The 18,194-nt window shown below is 66.1% G+C and carries 26 protein-coding genes and 1 pseudogene; 24 read left to right on the plus strand and 3 right to left on the minus strand.

Annotated features, from left to right (window positions below):
* A pseudogene (tuf, locus tag ASD38_RS23205) lies at window positions 1-135 on the plus strand (elongation factor Tu); the annotation flags it as partial.
* 213 nt (window positions 136-348) lie between these two features.
* On the opposite strand, the gene ASD38_RS05305 reads toward tuf, so the two are convergent.
* Together ASD38_RS05305 and ASD38_RS05310 are read right to left on the minus strand one after the other, a co-directional pair.
* A complete protein-coding gene (locus ASD38_RS05305) occupies window positions 349-1,710 on the minus strand; it encodes a serine hydrolase (RefSeq protein WP_056458316.1) in 1,362 nt (453 codons plus the stop codon).
* A 97-nt stretch (window positions 1,711-1,807) separates the two neighbouring features.
* A complete protein-coding gene (locus ASD38_RS05310; RefSeq protein ID WP_056437851.1) occupies window positions 1,808-3,475 on the minus strand; it encodes an FAD-dependent oxidoreductase in 1,668 nt (555 codons plus the stop codon).
* Window positions 3,476-3,593: 118 nt separating this feature from the next.
* On the opposite strand from ASD38_RS05310, the gene fdhD reads away from it, so the two are divergent.
* The 3 genes from fdhD (at window position 3,594) to ASD38_RS05325 (ending at window position 7,670) form a co-directional block, all read left to right on the plus strand.
* Complete coding sequence (gene fdhD / locus ASD38_RS05315; RefSeq protein ID WP_056458320.1) at window positions 3,594-4,409, plus strand: formate dehydrogenase accessory sulfurtransferase FdhD; 816 nt, start codon at window positions 3,594-3,596, stop codon at window positions 4,407-4,409.
* The gene (locus ASD38_RS05320) at window positions 4,409-6,727 is read left to right on the plus strand and encodes an FdhF/YdeP family oxidoreductase (RefSeq protein ID WP_056458322.1); all 2,319 of its coding nucleotides are present in this window, start codon (window positions 4,409-4,411) and stop codon (window positions 6,725-6,727) included. Before fdhD ends, ASD38_RS05320 begins: the two co-directional genes overlap by 1 nt.
* A gap of 103 nt (window positions 6,728-6,830) precedes the next feature.
* Window positions 6,831-7,670 carry a GIN domain-containing protein gene (locus ASD38_RS05325; RefSeq protein ID WP_056437843.1) on the plus strand — a complete coding sequence of 280 codons (840 nt, stop codon included), beginning with the start codon at window positions 6,831-6,833 and terminating at the stop codon, window positions 7,668-7,670.
* A gap of 103 nt (window positions 7,671-7,773) precedes the next feature.
* On the opposite strand, the gene ASD38_RS05330 is transcribed toward ASD38_RS05325, so the two are convergent.
* On the minus strand, window positions 7,774-8,535 hold the full coding sequence (locus tag ASD38_RS05330) for an outer membrane beta-barrel protein (RefSeq protein WP_056437841.1): 762 nt from the start codon (window positions 8,533-8,535) through the stop codon (window positions 7,774-7,776).
* A 676-nt stretch (window positions 8,536-9,211) separates the two neighbouring features.
* On the opposite strand from ASD38_RS05330, the gene rpsJ reads away from it, so the two are divergent.
* From rpsJ to rpmD, 20 genes are read left to right on the plus strand one after another with little or no spacing between them, the layout of a single operon-like run.
* Complete coding sequence (gene rpsJ, locus ASD38_RS05335) at window positions 9,212-9,520, plus strand: 30S ribosomal protein S10 (protein ID WP_004616952.1); 309 nt, start codon at window positions 9,212-9,214, stop codon at window positions 9,518-9,520.
* Window positions 9,521-9,534: 14 nt separating this feature from the next.
* Window positions 9,535-10,305: a 50S ribosomal protein L3 gene (rplC, locus tag ASD38_RS05340; protein WP_056437838.1), complete on the plus strand. Its 771-nt coding sequence runs from the start codon at window positions 9,535-9,537 to the stop codon at window positions 10,303-10,305.
* Window positions 10,305-10,943 (plus strand): 50S ribosomal protein L4, encoded by a 639-nt coding sequence (gene rplD, locus ASD38_RS05345; RefSeq protein ID WP_056437837.1) that lies wholly within the window; start codon window positions 10,305-10,307, stop codon window positions 10,941-10,943. Before rplC ends, rplD begins: the two co-directional genes overlap by 1 nt.
* Entirely contained in the window at window positions 10,943-11,239 is a 297-nt protein-coding gene (locus tag ASD38_RS05350) for a 50S ribosomal protein L23 (protein ID WP_007662755.1), read from the plus strand. The genes rplD and ASD38_RS05350 overlap by 1 nt, the downstream gene beginning before the upstream one ends.
* 4 nt (window positions 11,240-11,243) lie before the next feature.
* The gene (gene rplB / locus ASD38_RS05355) at window positions 11,244-12,080 is read left to right on the plus strand and encodes a 50S ribosomal protein L2 (protein WP_056437834.1); all 837 of its coding nucleotides are present in this window, start codon (window positions 11,244-11,246) and stop codon (window positions 12,078-12,080) included.
* Between the two features lie 3 nt (window positions 12,081-12,083).
* Complete coding sequence (rpsS, locus tag ASD38_RS05360; protein WP_012285669.1) at window positions 12,084-12,362, plus strand: 30S ribosomal protein S19; 279 nt, start codon at window positions 12,084-12,086, stop codon at window positions 12,360-12,362.
* Between the two features lie 3 nt (window positions 12,363-12,365).
* The gene (rplV, locus tag ASD38_RS05365; RefSeq protein ID WP_012285670.1) at window positions 12,366-12,746 is read left to right on the plus strand and encodes a 50S ribosomal protein L22; all 381 of its coding nucleotides are present in this window, start codon (window positions 12,366-12,368) and stop codon (window positions 12,744-12,746) included.
* On the plus strand, window positions 12,746-13,495 hold the full coding sequence (gene rpsC / locus ASD38_RS05370; protein WP_028041108.1) for a 30S ribosomal protein S3: 750 nt from the start codon (window positions 12,746-12,748) through the stop codon (window positions 13,493-13,495). The genes rplV and rpsC overlap by 1 nt, the downstream gene beginning before the upstream one ends.
* A 12-nt stretch (window positions 13,496-13,507) precedes the next feature.
* Entirely contained in the window at window positions 13,508-13,948 is a 441-nt protein-coding gene (rplP, locus tag ASD38_RS05375; protein WP_012285672.1) for a 50S ribosomal protein L16, read from the plus strand.
* Window positions 13,945-14,139 carry a 50S ribosomal protein L29 gene (gene rpmC, locus ASD38_RS05380; protein ID WP_012285673.1) on the plus strand — a complete coding sequence of 65 codons (195 nt, stop codon included), beginning with the start codon at window positions 13,945-13,947 and terminating at the stop codon, window positions 14,137-14,139. Before rplP ends, rpmC begins: the two co-directional genes overlap by 4 nt.
* Before the next feature lie 10 nt (window positions 14,140-14,149).
* A complete protein-coding gene (gene rpsQ, locus ASD38_RS05385) occupies window positions 14,150-14,389 on the plus strand; it encodes a 30S ribosomal protein S17 (protein ID WP_035080025.1) in 240 nt (79 codons plus the stop codon).
* A gap of 17 nt (window positions 14,390-14,406) precedes the next feature.
* Window positions 14,407-14,775 carry a 50S ribosomal protein L14 gene (gene rplN, locus ASD38_RS05390; protein WP_007662742.1) on the plus strand — a complete coding sequence of 123 codons (369 nt, stop codon included), beginning with the start codon at window positions 14,407-14,409 and terminating at the stop codon, window positions 14,773-14,775.
* Entirely contained in the window at window positions 14,775-15,089 is a 315-nt protein-coding gene (gene rplX / locus ASD38_RS05395) for a 50S ribosomal protein L24 (protein WP_056458330.1), read from the plus strand. The genes rplN and rplX overlap by 1 nt, the downstream gene beginning before the upstream one ends.
* Window positions 15,082-15,639, plus strand: coding sequence for a 50S ribosomal protein L5 (gene rplE, locus ASD38_RS05400; RefSeq protein WP_056437831.1), 558 nt, complete (start codon window positions 15,082-15,084; stop codon window positions 15,637-15,639). The genes rplX and rplE overlap by 8 nt, the downstream gene beginning before the upstream one ends.
* Before the next feature lie 21 nt (window positions 15,640-15,660).
* Window positions 15,661-15,966, plus strand: coding sequence for a 30S ribosomal protein S14 (gene rpsN / locus ASD38_RS05405; RefSeq protein WP_018061186.1), 306 nt, complete (start codon window positions 15,661-15,663; stop codon window positions 15,964-15,966).
* 10 nt (window positions 15,967-15,976) lie between these two features.
* Window positions 15,977-16,375 (plus strand): 30S ribosomal protein S8, encoded by a 399-nt coding sequence (gene rpsH / locus ASD38_RS05410; RefSeq protein WP_007662733.1) that lies wholly within the window; start codon window positions 15,977-15,979, stop codon window positions 16,373-16,375.
* A 19-nt stretch (window positions 16,376-16,394) separates the two neighbouring features.
* Window positions 16,395-16,928, plus strand: coding sequence for a 50S ribosomal protein L6 (gene rplF, locus ASD38_RS05415; protein ID WP_056437829.1), 534 nt, complete (start codon window positions 16,395-16,397; stop codon window positions 16,926-16,928).
* A gap of 3 nt (window positions 16,929-16,931) precedes the next feature.
* Complete coding sequence (gene rplR, locus ASD38_RS05420; protein WP_028041103.1) at window positions 16,932-17,288, plus strand: 50S ribosomal protein L18; 357 nt, start codon at window positions 16,932-16,934, stop codon at window positions 17,286-17,288.
* A gap of 10 nt (window positions 17,289-17,298) precedes the next feature.
* Window positions 17,299-17,904: a 30S ribosomal protein S5 gene (gene rpsE / locus ASD38_RS05425; RefSeq protein ID WP_018113050.1), complete on the plus strand. Its 606-nt coding sequence runs from the start codon at window positions 17,299-17,301 to the stop codon at window positions 17,902-17,904.
* A 3-nt stretch (window positions 17,905-17,907) separates the two neighbouring features.
* The gene (gene rpmD, locus ASD38_RS05430; protein WP_056437825.1) at window positions 17,908-18,102 is read left to right on the plus strand and encodes a 50S ribosomal protein L30; all 195 of its coding nucleotides are present in this window, start codon (window positions 17,908-17,910) and stop codon (window positions 18,100-18,102) included.
* Window positions 18,103-18,194 lie beyond the last annotated feature (92 nt).

Here is an 18,194-nt window from a genome sequence, read left to right on the forward strand (position 1 = left end):
ATCATGCCGGGCGACAACGCCGAGCTGGACGTCGAGCTGATCACCCCGATCGCCATGGACCAAGGCCTGCGCTTCGCCATCCGCGAAGGCGGCCGCACGGTCGGCGCCGGCGTGGTGGCCAAGATCGTCGAGTAGTCGATCGATCTTCTAGCCTCGGCTAAGACATAGCGAAGGCCCCGGAGGAAACTCCGGGGCCTTTTGCTTTGTAGGTCCTCCCCCTGTGGGGGAGGTGTCGCCCCTAGGGCGACGGAGGGGGGAGGGATCGGCCGATGGCCGAAGCCCGGATCCTCGATCCTGGAACTCCCCCCACCGATCGCTGCGCGATCGCCTCCCCCATGGGGGGAGGGCTTATTTGGCGGCCGCTCGCGGCGCGGTCCGGTCCGTGCCGCCCTGGTGCAGCACCAGGGCCGTGGCGGGTGCGTCGCCGGCCTGGGTGAAGCTGGCCAAGGCGATGGCGGTTTTGGAGAAGAATTCGCCCGGCGCGCTGGCGTAGAGGGGCAGGGGAGGCTGGTTCGTGCTCTGGCTGATCAGTTGATCGCCATGCCGGCTGATGGTGATGGTGATGGTCGGCGACAGCACATAGTCGCCGACATAGAGATCCAACGTTTTGGCGGGCAGCGCGATCGCCTGAGGCGGCCGGTAGGAGCCCACGCACAGGCCCGCCAGCTTCTCGGCGATGCCGTGGGAGGGCGAGGCGTTGTAGTTGGACAGCACGATCGCCACGACGCCGTCCTTGGGAAAACGGACGATGCCGGTCGAGAAGCCGTTGATCCCGCCGCCGTGGCCAATGCGCTCACGACCAGCTTCCTGGTCGATCCGCCAGCCGAACCCGTACTTGTGGCCGTAGTCGGTGAACATCGCCTGACGCGAGGCCGGGGTCAGGATCTTGCCGTCGGCCAGGGCCCGATCCCAGATCAGCAGGTCGCCGGTGGTCGAATAGAGCGAACCGGCCGCATAGGGCAGGGTCATGTCGAGATAGTCGGCGTTCCTCCAGCCGTCCTTGGAACCCTGATAGCCCGAGGCCCGCTTCTTCAGGATCACGCCGCTGACGTCGTAGCCGCTGTCCTTCATGCCGAGCGGGGCGAAGATGTGCTTGGCCACATAGTCAGCATAGGTCTCGCCCGAGACCTTCTCGATCACGTAGCCCAGCAGGATGTAGCCGGTGTTGTCGTAGTTGTATTTCGCGCCCGGCTCGAACTCCAAGGGCATGTCCCGGGTCAGCTTGACGATCTCGTCCGGCGTCAGGGGCAGCTTGGACGAGCCCTTGTCGAAGAAGCCGGGCAGGGCGGTGTAGCTGGGTATGCCCGAGCTGTGGGTCAGCAGGTGCTTGATCGTCACCTTGGCCCAGGCGGGCGGGGCGTCCGCGTAGTATTTCGAAACCGGATCGTCGATCGACAGCTTGCCCTGCTCGACCAGCTGCAGGATCGCCGTGGCCGTGAACTGCTTGGTGATTGAGCCGAGGCGGAACTTGGTGTCGGCGGTGTTGGCGACGTCCCATTCGCGGTCGGCCGCGCCGAAGCTCTCGCGCCACATCGGCGCGCCGTCCTTGGCCACCAGGATCGAGCCGCTGAAACCCTCGGGCTCCAGATAGGGCGTGATCAGTTCGCGCGCCTGCTTGGCGAAGTCGGGCGCGGCGCAGGTGGGCTGGGCGGCCAGGGCGGGACCGGCCGTCAGCAGGCTCGCGGCGCCGATCAGTATCGAGAGCTTCATGAGATGACTTTCCCCTGTTGGCTCAACGATCACCGCCCTGGCGACGGGGCGCAATTTAAGGATGTGTAATCTTGGCCGCCGGACAGGTTGCGCGTTCTCAGGCCGTCGTCACCGGCTCGGCCAGATAGGCGTGGATCGCGGCCACCACCTGGGCGCCTTCGCCGACCGCCGCGGCCACGCGCTTGACCGAGCCCGCGCGCACATCGCCGATCGCGAACACGCCGTGGCGGCTGGTCTGCAGGGGCGGGTGGCCCGGGGCTAGGTCCTGGCCGGTGCGCACGAAGCCGTGGTTGTCCAGCTCGACATGACATTGAGCCAGCCAGGCGGTGTTGGGCGCGGCGCCGATGAACAGGAAGAGGTGGCTGAGTTCGCAGCGGTCCTCCTGGCCGGTGTCGAGATCGCGGTGACGGATCGCGCGCAGTTGGCCGTCCTCGCCCTCCAGCTCGAAGATCTCGTTGCGGGTGACGACCTCGATGTTGGGCAGGCTTTCGATGCGGTCGATCAGGTAGCGCGACATGCTGGCGGCCAGGCTCTTGCCGCGGATCACGAGCCACACCTTCTTGACCTGGCTGGCCAGATAGACCGCCGCCTGGCCGGCCGAATTGCCGGCCCCGACCAGAGCCACCTCCTGGCCCGCGCACAGCTTGGCCTCGAGCGGCGAGGCCCAGTAGTGGACGCTGCTGCCTTCGAACTGATCCAGATTGGCCACCTCCAGCCGCCGGTAGCGGGCGCCGCTGGCGATCACCACGGTCTTGGCCTGGGTGGTCTCGCCGCTGACCAGCTTCAGGTGATAGCCGCCGAGCCCGCCGTCGGCCTCGGCCTCGCCGTCGCAGTCCAGGGTCGCCACCTCGTCGGGGATGGCCAGGTTGGCGCCGAACTTCTGGGCCTGATTGTAGGCCCGGGCCATCAGGGCCATGCCGGAGACGCCGGTGGGGAAGCCCAGATAGTTCTCGATGCGGGCCGAGGCCCCGGCCTGGCCGCCGAACGCCCGGGTGTCGAGCACCAGCACCGACAGGCCCTCCGAGGCGGCGTAGACGGCGGTGGCCAGGCCCGCCGGGCCGGCCCCGACCACGGCCACGTCGTAGACGCGGTCGGGATCCAGGTCGCCGACCATGCCGATGCATCGCGCCAGCTCGGCGTTGGACGGATGGCGCAGGATCTGGCCGCCGGGGCAGAGCACGATCGGCAGTTCGGCCTCGTCGATCGAGAATCGCTGGATCAGCACCTTGGCGCAGTCGACGGTGTCGGGATCGAGGTGCTGGTAGGGATGGCCGTTGCGGCCGAGGAAGCCGCTCAGCCGGATGACCTCGCCGTCGCCGGCGCGGCCGATGATCACCGGGCCTCCGGCCCCGGTTTCCAAGAGTCCGACGCGGCGCAGGATCAGGGCCCGCATGATCTTCTCGCCCAGCTCGGCCTCGGCGATCAGCACCGCCCGCAGGCGGTCGGGCTTGATCCGCAGCACCTCCAGGTCGGTCAGGGCCTCGACGTCGACCAGCGACGGGCGGTTCGACAGCTGGGCCAGCTCGCCGACGAATTGCCCCGGCTCGTGCTCGACGATCATGTGGCGCTCGTCGTGGGCGTCGCGCCGACTGACGCGGGCGCGGCCCTCGAGGATCACCATCAGCCCGGGCGAGACCTCGCCGGCCTTGGCCAGCACCGCGCCGGCCTTGGCGTGGGCGATGTCGCCGAAGCGGCGGATGCGGTCGATCTCCTCCGGCCGGAGGCTGGGGAACATCTGATCGCGACGGGTGTCGATGACGGCCATGACCCTAGAGTGCTTCAGGATCGTCGTTCGGTCATCTTACAACCGCGTCGGATTTTGAACGTTCCTGCCGTGAAGAGGGTGCTTGGACGCGGGAGCGGCCAGGCGGTAGACTCCGGCCATGTCGAAAGCCGCCGCTCAACGCCGTTCCGCCAGCCAATGGCGGGTCGGGGCCGGGTCCGAGATCATCGCCCGGGCCACGCCCCAGGAGGTCGCCGTGGGCCTGTCGTTCGACGGCCGGCCGCACACGGTGCTGATGGCCACGCCGGACGATGTCGAGGACCTGGCCTGGGGCTTCACCGTGACCGAGGCGGTGGCCAAGGCCGCGGAGGTGCTCGGGATCGAGGTCACCGAGACGGATCTGGGGATCCTGGCCGACGTCAGGCTCAAGCCCGGCGCGATCCAGCGCAAGGCCCGGCCGCGCACGCTGGAAGGGCGGTCCAGCTGCGGACTCTGCGGGGTGCAGCGCCTGGCCGACGCCGTGCGGCCTCTGCCGCGCCTGGAAGGCGGTGAAAGGGTCTCGCACCAGGCGGTGCAGCGCGCCGTCGACGCCCTGGGCGAGGTCCAGGCCCTGGGCCGCCTGACCCGCGCCACCCACGCGGCGGCCTTCGCCGATACGGACGGGGCGCTGGTCGTGGTCCGCGAGGACGTCGGCCGCCACAACGCCCTGGACAAGCTGGCCGGCGCGATGGCGCGCGCGGGGGGCGATGCGTCCGAAGGCTTCGTGCTGGTCACCAGCCGCTGCTCGTTCGAGATGGTCGAGAAGACCGTGCGGATGGGTTGCTCGATCCTGGTGGCGGTCTCGGCTCCGACGGACCTGGCGATCCGCCGGGCCGAGGCGGCGGGCCTGACCCTGGTCGCCCTGGCCCGCGCCGACGGCCACACGGTCTTCACCTATGCCGAGCGCCTGCTCGACGCTGTTTCGGAGCCCGCGTGATGGCCAAGGACGAGATCGACGCCGCCAACGCCAAGATCCCCGGCATCCATCGCTACGACAACGCCGCCGGCGGCTGGGGCGCGCTGAAGGCGGTGGCCGGGGCGTTGACCGGCCAGGAGACCGTGATCGAGGGCGGCAAGACCCTGCTGCGCGCCAACCAGCCCGAGGGCTTCGACTGCCCCGGCTGCGCCTGGCCCGACCCCAAGCACACCTCGTCGTTCGAGTTCTGCGAGAACGGGGCCAAGGCCGTGGCCTGGGAGGCGACGACCAAGCGCGCCACGCCCGAGGTGTTCGCGGCCCACACCGTCACCGCGCTGAAGACCTGGAGCGACCACGCCCTGGAGGATCTGGGCCGGCTGACCCATCCGATGGCCTACGACAGGGCGTCGGACCGCTACCTGCCCATCGCCTGGGACGAGGCCTTAGCGCGGACCGCCGACGCCCTGCGGGCGCTGGACCACCCGGACCAGGCCGAGTTCTACGCCTCGGGCCGCGCCTCCAACGAGGCGGCGTTCCTGTTCCAGCTGCTGGGTCGGCGGGTAGGGACCAACAATTTCCCCGACTGCTCGAACATGTGCCACGAGCCGACCAGCGTCGGCCTGCCGGACTCGATCGGCATGGGCAAGGGCTCGGTCACGCTGGAGGATTTCGACCACGCCGACCTGATCCTCAGTTTCGGCCACAATCCCGGCACCAACCATCCGCGGATGATGACCACCCTGCGCGACGCCTCCAGGCGCGGCGCGACGATCCTGGCCTTCAATCCGCTGAAGGAAAGGGCGCTGGAGAAGTTCGCCGCGCCGCAGGACCCGGTCGAGATGGCGACCCTGTCCTCGACCCCCATCGCCTCGGCCTATTACCAGCTGACCGTCGGCGGCGACGCCCTGGCGGTGCAGGGGATCATGAAGGCCGTGCTGGCGCTGGACGCCGAGAGCCAGGGCCCAAAGGACAATAAGGGGGTTCTGGACCGGGCTTTCATCGCCGAGCACACCGAAGGCTTCGAGGCGCTGAAGGCCGTCGTCGAGGATCTGAGTTGGGGCGAGATCGAAGCCGGGTCCGGCTTGACGCGGGCTCAGATCGAAGAGGCGGCCCGGGCCTATGCCAACGCCAAGGCGACGATCCTCTGCTACGGCATGGGCCTGACCCAGCACCGGTCCTCGTCCAGCACCGTCCAGCAGCTGGTCAATCTGCTGCTGCTGAGGGGCAATATCGGCCGGCCGGGGGCGGGGATCTGTCCGCTGCGGGGCCACTCCAACGTCCAGGGCGACCGCACCGTCGGGATCTGGGAGAAGCCCTCGGCCGGGTTCCTGGATTCGATGGACAGGGTGTTTGCCTTCAAGTCTCCGCGCGAGCACGGCCACACGGTGGTCGAGGCGATCGCGGCCATGGAGACGGGCGAGGCCAAGGTGTTCGTCGGCCTGGGAGGCAACTTCGCCGTCGCCGCGCCGGATCCGACCCGGACCTTCGCGGCGATCCAGAAGGTGGGGCTGACCGTCCACGTCGCCACCAAGCTCAATCGCACTCACCTGCTGCATGGCGCCGAAAGTCTGCTGCTGCCGTGCCTGGGGCGCACCGAGATCGACCTGCAGGCCGGCGGACGCCAGGCGGTGACGGTCGAGGACTCGATGTCGATGGTCCACGCCTCGCGCGGCCTGAATCCTCCGGCCTCCGACCAGCTGAAATCCGAGCCGGCCATCGTCGCCGGCATCGGCGCGGCTCTGTTCGGACCAAACGACATCGTCGACTGGCAAGGCCTGGCCGCCGACTACGACCGTATCCGCGACCTGATCGAGGCGGTCTTTCCCGACCTTTTCGCCGATTATAATGAGCGCGTCCGCCAGCCGGGCGGGTTTCGCCTGCCCGTGCCGCCGTCCGAGCGGGTCTGGAAGACGCCCAGCGGCAAGGCGCAGTTCCTGGTCCATCGTAACGACGGCCGGGACGCCCGGCGGGGCCAGGCGGACGTGCTGCTGCTGACCACCCTGCGCAGCCATGACCAGTACAACACCACCATCTACGGTACGAACGACCGCTATCGCGGGGTGTTCGGCCGCCGCGACGTGGTCTTCGCCCATCCCGACGACATCGCCGCGCGAGGCCTGAAGGCCGGCGACCGCATCGACCTGCTGGCGGCCTTCGACGAGACCGGCCGGCGAGCGGTGCGTGGTTTCACCCTGGTGGAGCGGGACATCCCGCGCGGCTGCCTGGCCGCCTACTATCCCGAGGCCAATGTGCTGGTGGCGCTGGAGGACCACGACCGGCGCAGCGGCACGCCGGCCTACAAGTCGGTTCCGGTGCGGTTGGCGGCCAGCGCCAATTGAGGCTCAATCATGACAAGCGGGTCATGACCTCGAATTAAGTCGTTTCTCGATAAACGCGCGGCTAGCTTTCCCTCAACAACGCTCTGTTTCGAGGGAACAACCGATGCGCGCTCTTCTGCTCCTGGCCACCACCGCCGCCGTTCTGGGCTTCGCCGGCGCGGCCGCCGCCGATCCGTCCGTGAAGATCAAGGACGCCGTGGCCCGGGTCGAGGTGATCCCCGAGGCGCGGAACGACGTGAAGGTCGAATTCCTGACCACCAACCAGAGCCTGCCGCTGAGCATCCGCCAGAACGGCTCGACCACGACGGTCGACGGCGGCCTGCGGATGAACCGCATCAACGGCTGCAATACGGTGATGGGCAAGACCGTGATCCACGTGCGCGGCGTCGGCGACGTGAAATGGGACGACATCCCGCAGATCGTGGTGCGCGTGCCGATGAACGCCGAGGTCGCCGCCGGCGGCGCGGTGTTCGGCAATGTCGGCCGCACCGATCACTTGGAGCTCTCCAACGCCGGCTGCGGGGATTGGACCGTGGCCAACGTCCGGGGCAAGCTCGACCTGAACCAGGCCGGCTCCGGCGACACCAAGGCCGGCAGCGCCGGTTCGGCCGAGATCAACATCGCCGGCTCGGGCGACGTGAAGACCCAGGAGATCGGCGGCGACCTGGAGATCAACATCGCCGGCTCGGGCGGGGTGACCGCCGCCAGCGTCAACGGCAAGCTCGAGGCCAACATCGCCGGTTCCGGCGACGTGACCGTCAACGGCGGCCGTTCGCGCTCGGTCGAGGTCAGCGTCATGGGCTCCGGCGACGTGGTGTTCGACGGCGAGGCCGCCAATGTCGAGGTGTCGGTGGCCGGCTCGGGCGACGTGCGCATCGCCAAGGCGACGGGGCCGGTGAGCAAGCACGTGGCCGGTTCGGGCGACGTGATCATCGGCCGCTAGCCGCCGAACCACGCTCACCCAGCACGTATATATAAAGTGAAGCACCCCGGAGCCGAAGCTCCGGGGTGTTTCTTTAGTCCGCTGTATGGCGAACGGCCGCCGCTTAGCGGACGCCGAAGCCGAACAGGGTGTCGGCGTCGATCAGGTCGGCGCCGGCCGCGTCGCGGGCCTTCAGGCTGCCGCCGAAGGTGTAGCGGAAGCCAACCTTCACGGCGTCGGCCTTCAGGTCGGCCAGGTCTTCGGACTCGGTGTGGCTGTACTTGCCGAAGGTCGACCAGCCGGTGTTGGCGAACTTGTATTCGCCGCCCAGGTTGACGTCCCAGACATCGGCTTCGTTGGCGGCGTCGCCGTCGATCTTCGAGTAGCCGGCGCCGGCGTCCAGACGGAAGTCGTCCGAGACGAAGTAGCGGGCTTCGCCGCGCACGGCGTACAGGTCGGCGTCCAGGTCGTTCGACTGGCCGTAGGCGACTTGGCCGTTCAGCGTGACGTTGGTGAAGTACTTGCTGGCTTCGGCGCCGACAGCCCACAGGGTGTCGTTCGACGGACGCGACAGGGCCGCGAAGCCGCCGACGCGAACGGTGTCGCCGACCTTGGTGGTCAGGTGAGCGGCGGTCGAGGCGACGGTTTCGTCGCTCAGGTCGTTGTCGCTGACCGAGACGTTGCCGTTCAGGGTGACGGTCCAGGCGCCGGTCGGGATGGCGACGTTGCCGTCGACCTTCACCGAGCTGCCGTCGGCGCCGCCGAAGTTGGTGTCGACGTCGGTGTAGTTCACCGCGGCGCCGACCGAGCCCACGTTCTGGGCGAAGGCGGGAGCCGAGACGGCCAGCGCCAGAACGGCGGCGGCGGCAAAGAGTTGGGTCTTCATAGTGGGTAATCCCCTTACTGTGTGGCCTCGATCGGCGGGCGGTCGTTTTGGGGAGGGCCGCCCGTCCGTCGAGGAGCGGCGGATCTATGGAGCTTTGCCCTAGGCGACAAGGCCGGCCGGCGCGGTCGGCGGCGAATTGATGCAGTTTTATGACACTTGCGGAGGCGGGTTAACGTTCCTATCGCGCGTGCCAGCACGTTCTTGCTCTGTTATTCGCAGTTTCGAGCATGTTTCATGCAACGACGTTATGTTTAGGCCGGTCTTCGTTTCGCCCCCGGGGAAGCCGGGTCCCAGGGCGGGAGCGGGCCTCGCGCCGAGCAGGCGGTCGAGCTTGGCTCGGGTCTCGGCTTTTGCCCGGACGAAAGGGCGAACAGGGGAGGGCGCGGATGTCGCACGCCCAACTCCAAAACTGACCCGTGAACCGCTTGACGAAACCGATTCACACACGTAAAAGCCCCCCTCTGTTGGACCGGCTGTGAGCTTTCGGGCTTAGACGCGGTTCGCGAACGACTGCCGATCGCGCCTTTTGGGGCGCAGTTTTCAGTCACCGGCCCTCACGGGAGACCGTGCGGGCCAATTTGTTTTGCGGACGCTGCGTTCGGACCCCTCGCGGGGACCGAGTTGGTCTTTGAAATGGTTCGAGACGCGGGCGCAGCCCACTAGGAAACCGAGCGATATGGATCGTCAGAACATCCGCATCCGGCTCAAGGCCTTCGATCACCGCGTGTTGGATCATTCCACGCGCGAGATCGTCAATACGGCCAAGCGCACGGGTGCGACGGTACGGGGCCCGATCCCCCTGCCCACGCTTATCGAGAAATTCACGGTCAACCGCTCGCCGCACGTCGACAAGAAGTCGCGCGAGCAGTTCGAGATCCGCACGCACAAGCGCGTCCTCGACATCGTTGATCCGACTCCGCAGACCGTGGACGCGCTGATGAAGCTCGACCTGTCGGCCGGCGTCGACGTCGAAATCAAGCTGTAAGGAGGGCCGAACAGATGACTCTCCCCGCTAATCGTACTGGCGTGATCGCCAAGAAGCTGGGCATGACCCGCTTCTTCGATGAAACCGGACAGCACGTCCCGGTCACCGTCCTGTCGCTGGATGGTTGCCAGGTCACGGCTCAGCGCACCGTTGAGAAGGATGGCTACACCGCCCTCCAGCTCGGCGCCGGCGCCAAGAAGCCGAAGAACACCCCGAACGCCATGCGCGGTCACTTCGCCAAGAACTCGGTCGAGCCCAAGCGGATCGTCGCCGAATTCCGCGTCGAAGAAGCCGCCCTGATCGAAGTGGGCGCGGAATTCACCGCCGACCACTACGTTCCCGGCCAGAAGGTGGACATCCAAGGCATCACCGTCGGCAAGGGTTTTGCCGGCGCCATGAAGCGCTGGAACTTCTCCGGTCTGCGCGCCACCCACGGCGTCTCGGTCTCGCACCGTTCGCACGGCTCGACGGGTAACCGCCAAGATCCGGGCCGTACGTTCCCGGGCAAGAAGATGGCCGGTCACCTGGGTCAGGAAACCGTCACCACCCTGAACGTCACCGTTTGGAAAGTGGACGTGGAACGCGGCCTGATCCTGGTCAAGGGCGCCGTCCCCGGCTCGGAAGGCTCGTACGTCAAGGTTCGCGACGCGATCAAGAAGGCCGCTCCGGCCGACCTGCCGCGTCCGGGCGCCTTCCGCAAGGCTGGCGAGGCTCCGGCCGCCGCCGCCGCTGAAACCCCCGCTGAGGAAGCCCCCGCGGCGACGACCGAAGAGGGCGAAGGCTAATGAAACTCGACGTCATCAAACTGGACGGCGGCAAGGCCGGCTCCGTTGATCTCGACGACGCCATCTTTGGCATCGCCGACATCCGCGGCGACATCCTGCAGCGCGTCGTCACCTGGCAGCTGGCCAAGCGCCGCTCCGGGAACCACAAGATTCAGGTCCGCAACGAGGTCTCTCGTACGGGCAAGAAGATGTACAAGCAAAAGGGCACCGGCTCGGCTCGTCACGGTTCGCGCCGTGCGGCTCAGTTCGTCGGCGGCGCCAAGGCTCACGGCCCTGTCGTCCGCAGCCACGCGTTCGATCTTCCCAAGAAGATCCGCGCCATGGCTCTGCGCCACGCTCTGTCCTCGAAGGCCAAGTCCGGCTCGATCATCGTGCTGGACACCGCCGTTCTGACCGACCCGAAGACGGCCGCCCTGCGCGCCAACTTCGACAAGATCGGCCTGAAGAACGCGCTGGTCATCGCGGGTCCGGAAGTGGACGGCAACTTCAAGCTCGCCGCCCGCAACATTCCGAACATCGACGTGCTGCCGAACGCCGGCCTGAACGTCTATGACGTGCTGCGTCGCCAAACGCTCGTCCTGACCAAGGACGCGATCGAGGCGATCTCGGCCCGTTTCGCTGAGAAGGAAGCCGCCTGATGGCCGCAACCGCCCGCCACTACGACACGATCCTGTCGCCGGTGATCACCGAGAAGGCCACCCTGCTCAGCGAGCAGAACAAGGTTGTCTTCCGCGTGTCCGCCGATGCGTCGAAGGACGAAATCGCCGCCGCTGTCGAAGAGCTGTTCAAGGTCAAGGTCACCAAGGTCAACACCCTGGTCACCAAGGGCAAGACCAAGCGCTTCCGTGGCATCATCGGACGCCGTTCCGATGTCAAAAAAGCCATCGTGACCCTGGCCGAAGGCCAGTCGATCGACATCACGACGGGGCTCTAATCAGATGGCCTTGAAGCACTTTAACCCGACCAGCCCCGGCCAGCGCGGCCTGGTGCTGATCGACCGCAGCGAGCTCCACAAGGGCCGCCCGGAAAAGAAGCTGGTCGAAGGTCTGACCAAGTCGGGCGGTCGCGGCGGCAATGGCCGCATCGCGGTTCGTTTCCGCGGCGGCGGCGCCAAGCGCCTGTACCGTCTGGTCGACTTTAAGCGTCGTAAGCAAGGCACGGCCACGGTCGTTCGTCTCGAGTACGATCCGAACCGCACCGCCTTCATCGCCCTGATCAAGTATCAGGACGGCGAGCTGTCCTACATCCTGGCCCCGCAACGCCTGAAGGCCGGCGACGAAGTCGTCACCGCCGACAAGGTCGACGTGAAGCCGGGCAACACCTCGCCGCTGCGGACCATGCCGATCGGCACGATCATCCACAACGTCGAGCTGAAGCCCGCCAAGGGCGGCCAGATCGCCCGTTCGGCCGGCGCCTACGCCCAGCTGGTCGGTCGTGACGCCGGTTATGCTCAGATCCGCCTGAACTCGGGCGAGCTGCGCATGGTGCTCGACACCTGCCTGGCCACCGTCGGCGCCGTGTCGAACCCGGACCACATGAACGAAAACCTCGGCAAGGCCGGGCGCGTTCGTCACATGGGCCGTCGTCCTCACGTCCGCGGCGTCGCCATGAACCCGGTCGACCACCCCCACGGCGGTGGTGAAGGCCGCACCTCGGGCGGCCGTCACCCGGTGACCCCGGCTGGCAAGCCGACCAAGGGCGCCAAGACCCGCGTCAACAAGGCCACGGATAAGTTCATCATCCGTTCGCGCCACAAAGCGAAAAAGGGCCGCTAAGCCATGACCCGCTCCGTCTGGAAAGGCCCGTTCGTCGACGGGTACCTCCTGAAGAAGGCCGACGCCGCTCTCGCGTCGGGCCGCAAGGACGTCATCAAGACCTGGTCGCGCCGCTCGACCATCATGCCGCAGTTCGTCGGCCTGGTGTTCGGCGTGCACAACGGTCAAAAGCACGTTCCCGTCTCCGTGTCGGAAGACATGGTCGGCATGAAGTTCGGTGAGTTCGCTCCCACTCGCAACTTCCCCGGCCACGCCGCCGACAAGAAGGCGAAGAGGAAGTAGGCCATGAGCCAAGCTAAACAACCTCGCCGCCTGCCGGCCAACGAAGCGATGTGCAAGGTTCGCACCTTGCGCACCAGCGCCCGCAAGCTGAACCTGGTCGCTCAGTCCATCCGTGGCCTGAACGTCCAGCGCGCTCTGAACGAGCTCGAATTCAGCCACAAGCGTATCGCTCAGGACGTCCGCAAGGCGCTGTATTCGGCGATCTCCAACGCCGAAAACAACCACAACCTCGACATCGACTCGCTGGTCGTCGCCGAGGCCTATGTGGGCAAGAACCTGGTGATGAAGCGCTTCTCGCCGCGTGCTCGCGGTCGGGCCACGCGCGTTGAAAAGCCGTTCTCCGAGATCACCATCGTGGTCCGCGAACTGGGTGAGGCCGCCTGATGGGTCAGAAAGTCAATCCGGTCGGGCTGCGGCTCGGCGTAAACCGTACCTGGGACAGCCGTTGGTTCGCCGACGGCGAACAGTACGGCAAGCTCCTGCACCAAGACCTCGCGGTCCGTGCGATGCTCAAGAAGCGCCTGTATCAAGCCGGCGTCTCGCGCATCATCATCGAGCGTCCGCACAAGAAGTGCCGCGTCACGATCTATGCCGCCCGTCCGGGCGTCATCATCGGTAAGAAGGGCGCTGACATCGACAAGCTCCGCAAGGACCTGTCGGTGATGACGGAAGGCGAAGTTCACCTGAACATCGTCGAAATCCGTAAGCCCGAAACCGATGCGCAGCTGGTGGCCGAGTCCATCGCCCAGCAGCTCGAGCGTCGTATCGCTTTCCGTCGCGCCATGAAGCGGTCGATCCAATCGGCCGTCCGTCTCGGCGCCAAGGGCATCCGCATCAACGTGTCGGGCCGCCTCGGCGGCGCGGAAATCGCGCGTATGGAATGGTATCGCGAAGGTCGCGTGCCGCTCCACACCCTGCGCGCCGACATCGACTACGGTTTCGCGGAAGCCAAGACCACCTACGGCATCATCGGCGTGAAGACCTGGATCTTCAAAGGCGAAGTGCTGGAGCATGACCCGATGGCGCTCGACAAGCGTCTCGCCACTGAGTCCGGCCCGGCCGGCGAAGGTGGTGGGCGCGAGCGCGGCGATCGTCCCGACCGGGGCGACCGCGGCCGTCGCGATCGGGGCTAAGGATAGAGCGCTATGCTGTCACCGAAAAAAACCAAGTATCGCAAGCAGTTCAAGGGCCGTATCCACGGCACCTCGAAGGGCGGCACCCTGCTGAACTTCGGTTCGTACGGCCTGAAGGCCGTCGAGCCGGAGCGCATCACGGCTCGTCAGATCGAAGCTGCTCGTCGCGCCATCACCCGCCAGATGAAGCGTCAAGGCCGCGTCTGGATCCGTATCTTCCCGGACGTGCCGGTCACCGGCAAGCCGGCTGAAGTCCGGATGGGTAAGGGCAAGGGCGCCGTGGACCACTGGGCCGCTCGCGTGGCTCCGGGCCGCATCATGTTCGAAATCGACGGCGTGCCGGACGATATCGCGCGCGAAGCCCTGCGTCTCGGCGCTGCCAAGCTGCCGATCCGTACCCGCGTCGTCACCCGCATCGACGCCGGTGCGGCTCTGGAGGCCGAAGCGGCATGACCAAGATCCAAGACATCCGGGGCATGACTCCCGACCAACTCGCCGAGCAGCTGCTCAACCTGAAAAAAGAGCAGTTCAACCTGCGCTTCCAGGCGGCGACCGGTCAGGTGGAAAAGACCCACCGCGTTGGCGAGATCCGCAAGGAAATCGCCCGCATCAAGACCGTGCTGCGCGCCAAGGCCGCGGCTTAAGGAGAACGATATGCCCAAGCGTATCCTCGAAGGGGTTGTCGTCTCCGATAAGGGCGACAAGACCGTAGTGGTTAAGGTTGAACGGACCATCGTTCACCCGCTGCTGAAGAAGATCGTGCGTCGGTCCAAGAAGTACCACGCGCACGATGAGAGCAATGCGTACAAGGCGGGCGAAGTTGCCCGTATCATCGAGTGCGCTCCGAAGTCCAAGCTGAAGACCTGGGAAGTCCTTCCCAAGGCTTCTGCTTAATCTGGAAGGTTTGAACCATGATCCAGATGCAAACTAACCTGGAAGTCGCCGACAACTCCGGCGCTCGCCGGGTCATGTGCATCAAGGTGCTGGGTGGCGCGGGTCGTCGCTACGCCAGCGTCGGTGACGTGATCGTCGTGTCCGTGAAGGAAGCCATTCCGCGCGGCCGCGTGAAGAAGGGTGACGTGCTTCGCGCCGTCGTCGTTCGCGTGAACCAAGGCATGAAGCGTAAGGACGGGTCGCTGATCCGTTTCGACAAGAACGCCGCGGTCATCGTCAACAAGCAGAGCGAGCCGGTCGGCACGCGGATCTTCGGCCCGGTTCCTCGTGAACTGCGCGCCAAGAACCACATGAAGATCATCTCCCTCGCCCCCGAGGTGCTGTAATGGCTGCCAAGATTAAGAAGGGCGACCGCGTTGTCGTCCTGGCCGGCAAGGACAAGGGCAAGCAAGGCGCTGTGACCAAGGTCCTCGTCAAAGACAACCGTGTCCTGGTCCAAGGCGTGAACCTGGTTCAACGCCACACCAAGGCCACTCAGGCTGATCCGCAAGGCGGCATCAAGAGCAAGGAAGCCGCGCTGCACGTCTCGAACGTCGCCATCGTGGATTCCAACGGCAAGCCCACCCGCGTCGGCTTCAAGATCGAAGGCGACAAGAAGGTGCGCGTGGCCAAGACCACGGGCGAGGTGATCAATGGTTGATCAAGCTTACGAGCCGCGGCTGAAGTCCGAATATCGCGCGCGCATCCGCGCCGCGATGAAGGAACAGTTCGGCTACACGAACGAAATGCAGATCCCCAAGCTGGACAAGATCGTCCTGAACATGGGCATCGGCGAAGCTGTGGCCGACTCCAAGAAGGCCCAGACCGCGCTGAAGGATCTGATGGCTATCGCCGGCCAGAAGCCGGTCGCCACGAAGGCCCGCAAGTCGATCGCCGGCTTCAAGCTGCGCGAAGGCATGGTGGTCGGCGGCAAGGTGACCCTCCGCAAGGACCGGATGTACGAATTCCTCGACCGCCTGGTCACGATCGCGCTGCCGCGCGTGAAGGACTTCCGCGGCCTGAACGGCAAGAGCTTCGACGGCCGTGGCAACTACGCCATGGGCCTGAAGGAGCACCTGGTGTTCCCGGAAATCAACTATGACCAGATCGAACAGATCTGGGGCATGGACATCATCGTCTGCACCACTGCGAAGACCGATCAGGAAGCCAAGGCTCTCCTGAAGGAATTCCAGTTCCCGTTCAACAATTAAGAGCGGGCAGGGAAACACACCATGGCCAAGAAAAGCGCCGTTAACCGTAATCTCGCGGTCAAGGCCCTCGTCAAGCAATACGCCGACAAGCGCGCCGCGCTGAAGGCGATCGCCAACGACGAAAGCCTGCCGCTGGAAGAACGCTTCGAAGCCCGCCTGAAGCTCGCGAAGCTTCCGCGCAGCTCGTCGGCCGTTCGCATTCGCAACCGTTGCGAAGTGACCGGCCGCCCGCGCGCCTACTATCGCAAGCTGAAGATGAGCCGGATTGCTCTGCGCGAACTGGGTTCGCAAGGGCAGATCCCCGGCCTCGTCAAGTCGAGCTGGTGAGGACGATCAGATGTCGATGAACGATCCCCTGAGCGATATGATCGCTCGCATCAAGAACGCCGCCACGCGCAAGCGCGCCAAGGTCGCGACGCCGGCTTCCAAGCTGCGCGCCCGCGTCCTGGACGTGCTGGCCGACGAAGGCTACATCCGCGGCTACTCGCTGGTCGAGAAGCCCGGTGCGTTCCCCGAATTCGAGATCGAGCTCAAGTATTTTGACGGTGAGCCCGTGATCGCCGAGATCAGCCGCGTGTCCAAGCCTGGCCGTCGCGTCTATTCGTCGATCAAGGACCTGAAGCCGATCAAGAACGGCCTGGGCATCTCGATCCTTTCGACGCCGAAGGGCGTCATGTCGGACTCCGCTGCACGCGACGCTAACGTCGGTGGCGAAGTCCTCTGCCGCGTCTACTAGGCGCGGGAGGGAACAGAGCATGTCACGTATCGGTAAGAAGGCCGTCGCGATCCCCTCGAACGTGCAAGTCACGATCGACGGGCAGACGGTCACGGTGAAGGGCCCCAAGGGGCAACTCGCCTGGACCATCGCCGAAGAGATCGCCGTTTCGCAGGAAGGTTCCGACCTCCTGCTGGCGGCGCGCGATGAAAGCAAGCGCGCCAAGTCGATGTGGGGTCTGTCCCGCACGCTGGTCGCCAACATGGTGCAAGGCGTCACCACGGGCTTCGAGGAAACCCTCGAGCTGGTGGGCGTCGGTTACCGCGCCGCGATGAAGGGCTCCGCGCTCTCCATCCAGCTCGGTTTCTCCCACGACGTGGACGTCGAGGCTCCGGCCGGCGTCACCTTCGCGGTGCCCAAGCAGACCGAAATCAAGATCGCCGGCGCTGATAAGCAGGCGGTTGGCGAGATTGCCGCGAAAATCCGCCGCATTCGTCCGCCGGAGCCCTACAAGGGCAAGGGCGTGCGTTATGCTGGCGAGAAGGTTCGCCGCAAGGAAGGCAAGAAGAAGTAAGCCATGGCGCTCTCACCTCGCGAATCCGCCGTGCGTCGTGCCCAACGCACCCGCACCCGCCTCAAGGCCCTGTCCAACGGTCGTCCGCGTCTGTCGGTCTTCCGTTCGTCCAAGAACATCTACGCCCAGGTCATCGATGATGAACGCGGCGTGACCCTGGCTTCGGCCTCCACCCTCGAGGGTGAAGGTTCGGCCAAGGGCGCGGACAAGGACGCGGCCGCTCTGGTCGGCAAGCTCGTCGCCGAACGCGCCATCGAAAAGGGCGTCAAGGACGTCGTCTTCGATCGTGGCGGCTACATCTTCCACGGACGGGTGAAAGCCCTGGCCGACGCCGCGCGCGAAGCCGGCCTGAACTTCTAAGGGAAACATCATGGCTCGTGGTGATCAACAGCGCGGTGAAGGCGGCCAACGCCGGGACCGTCGCGACCGCAACGCCCCCGAGGAGCGGGTCGACAGCGACATCGTCGAAAAGCTCGTCCACATCAACCGCGTCGCCGCCACCGTTAAGGGCGGCCGTCGCTTCAGCTTCGCTGCTCTGATGGTCGTCGGCGACCAAAAGGGCCGCGTCGGCTACGGTCATGGCAAGGCGCGTGAAGTGCCGGAAGCCATCCGCAAGGCGACCGAAGAAGCCAAGAAGACCATGGTCCGCGTCCCGCTCCGCGAGTCGCGCACCCTGCACCACGACGGCTACGGCCGTTGGGGCGCTGGCAAGGTCATGATGCGCGCTGCCCCTCCCGGCACGGGCGTCATCGCCGGTGGTCCGATGCGCGCGGTTCTCGAAACCCTGGGCGTCCAGGACGTCGTGGCCAAGTCGACGGGTTCCTCGAACCCGTACAACATGGTGCGCGCCACGTTCGAAGCCCTGAAGGTTCAATCGTCGCCCCGCCAGATCGCCGCCAAGCGCGGCAAGAAGGTCGGCGACATTCTCGGCCGCCGCGCCGACGGAGCCTCGGCTCCGGACGCCATCGAGGGCTAAGACATGGCTACCGCTAAGCAAACCAAGACCGTGAAGGTGCGCCAGACCGGCAGCCCGATCCGTCGCAACGCCACCCAGCGCGCCACGCTCGCTGGTCTGGGTCTCAACAAGTTGGGTCGCGAGTCCGAGCTGGAAGACACCCCGTCGGTGCGCGGCATGATCCGCAAGGTCCAGCACCTGCTGGAAATCGTCGAGTAGTTCTGCTACGAGACGTCGAAATCGCCACCCCGGTGAAAGCCGGGGTGGTTTTCGTTTGAGTTTCTTTGTTTTCAAAAGCCGAGTCTGGCCGC

It is taken from the genome of Caulobacter sp. Root487D2Y (genome assembly GCF_001427165.1).
GTDB lineage: Bacteria > Pseudomonadota > Alphaproteobacteria > Caulobacterales > Caulobacteraceae > Caulobacter.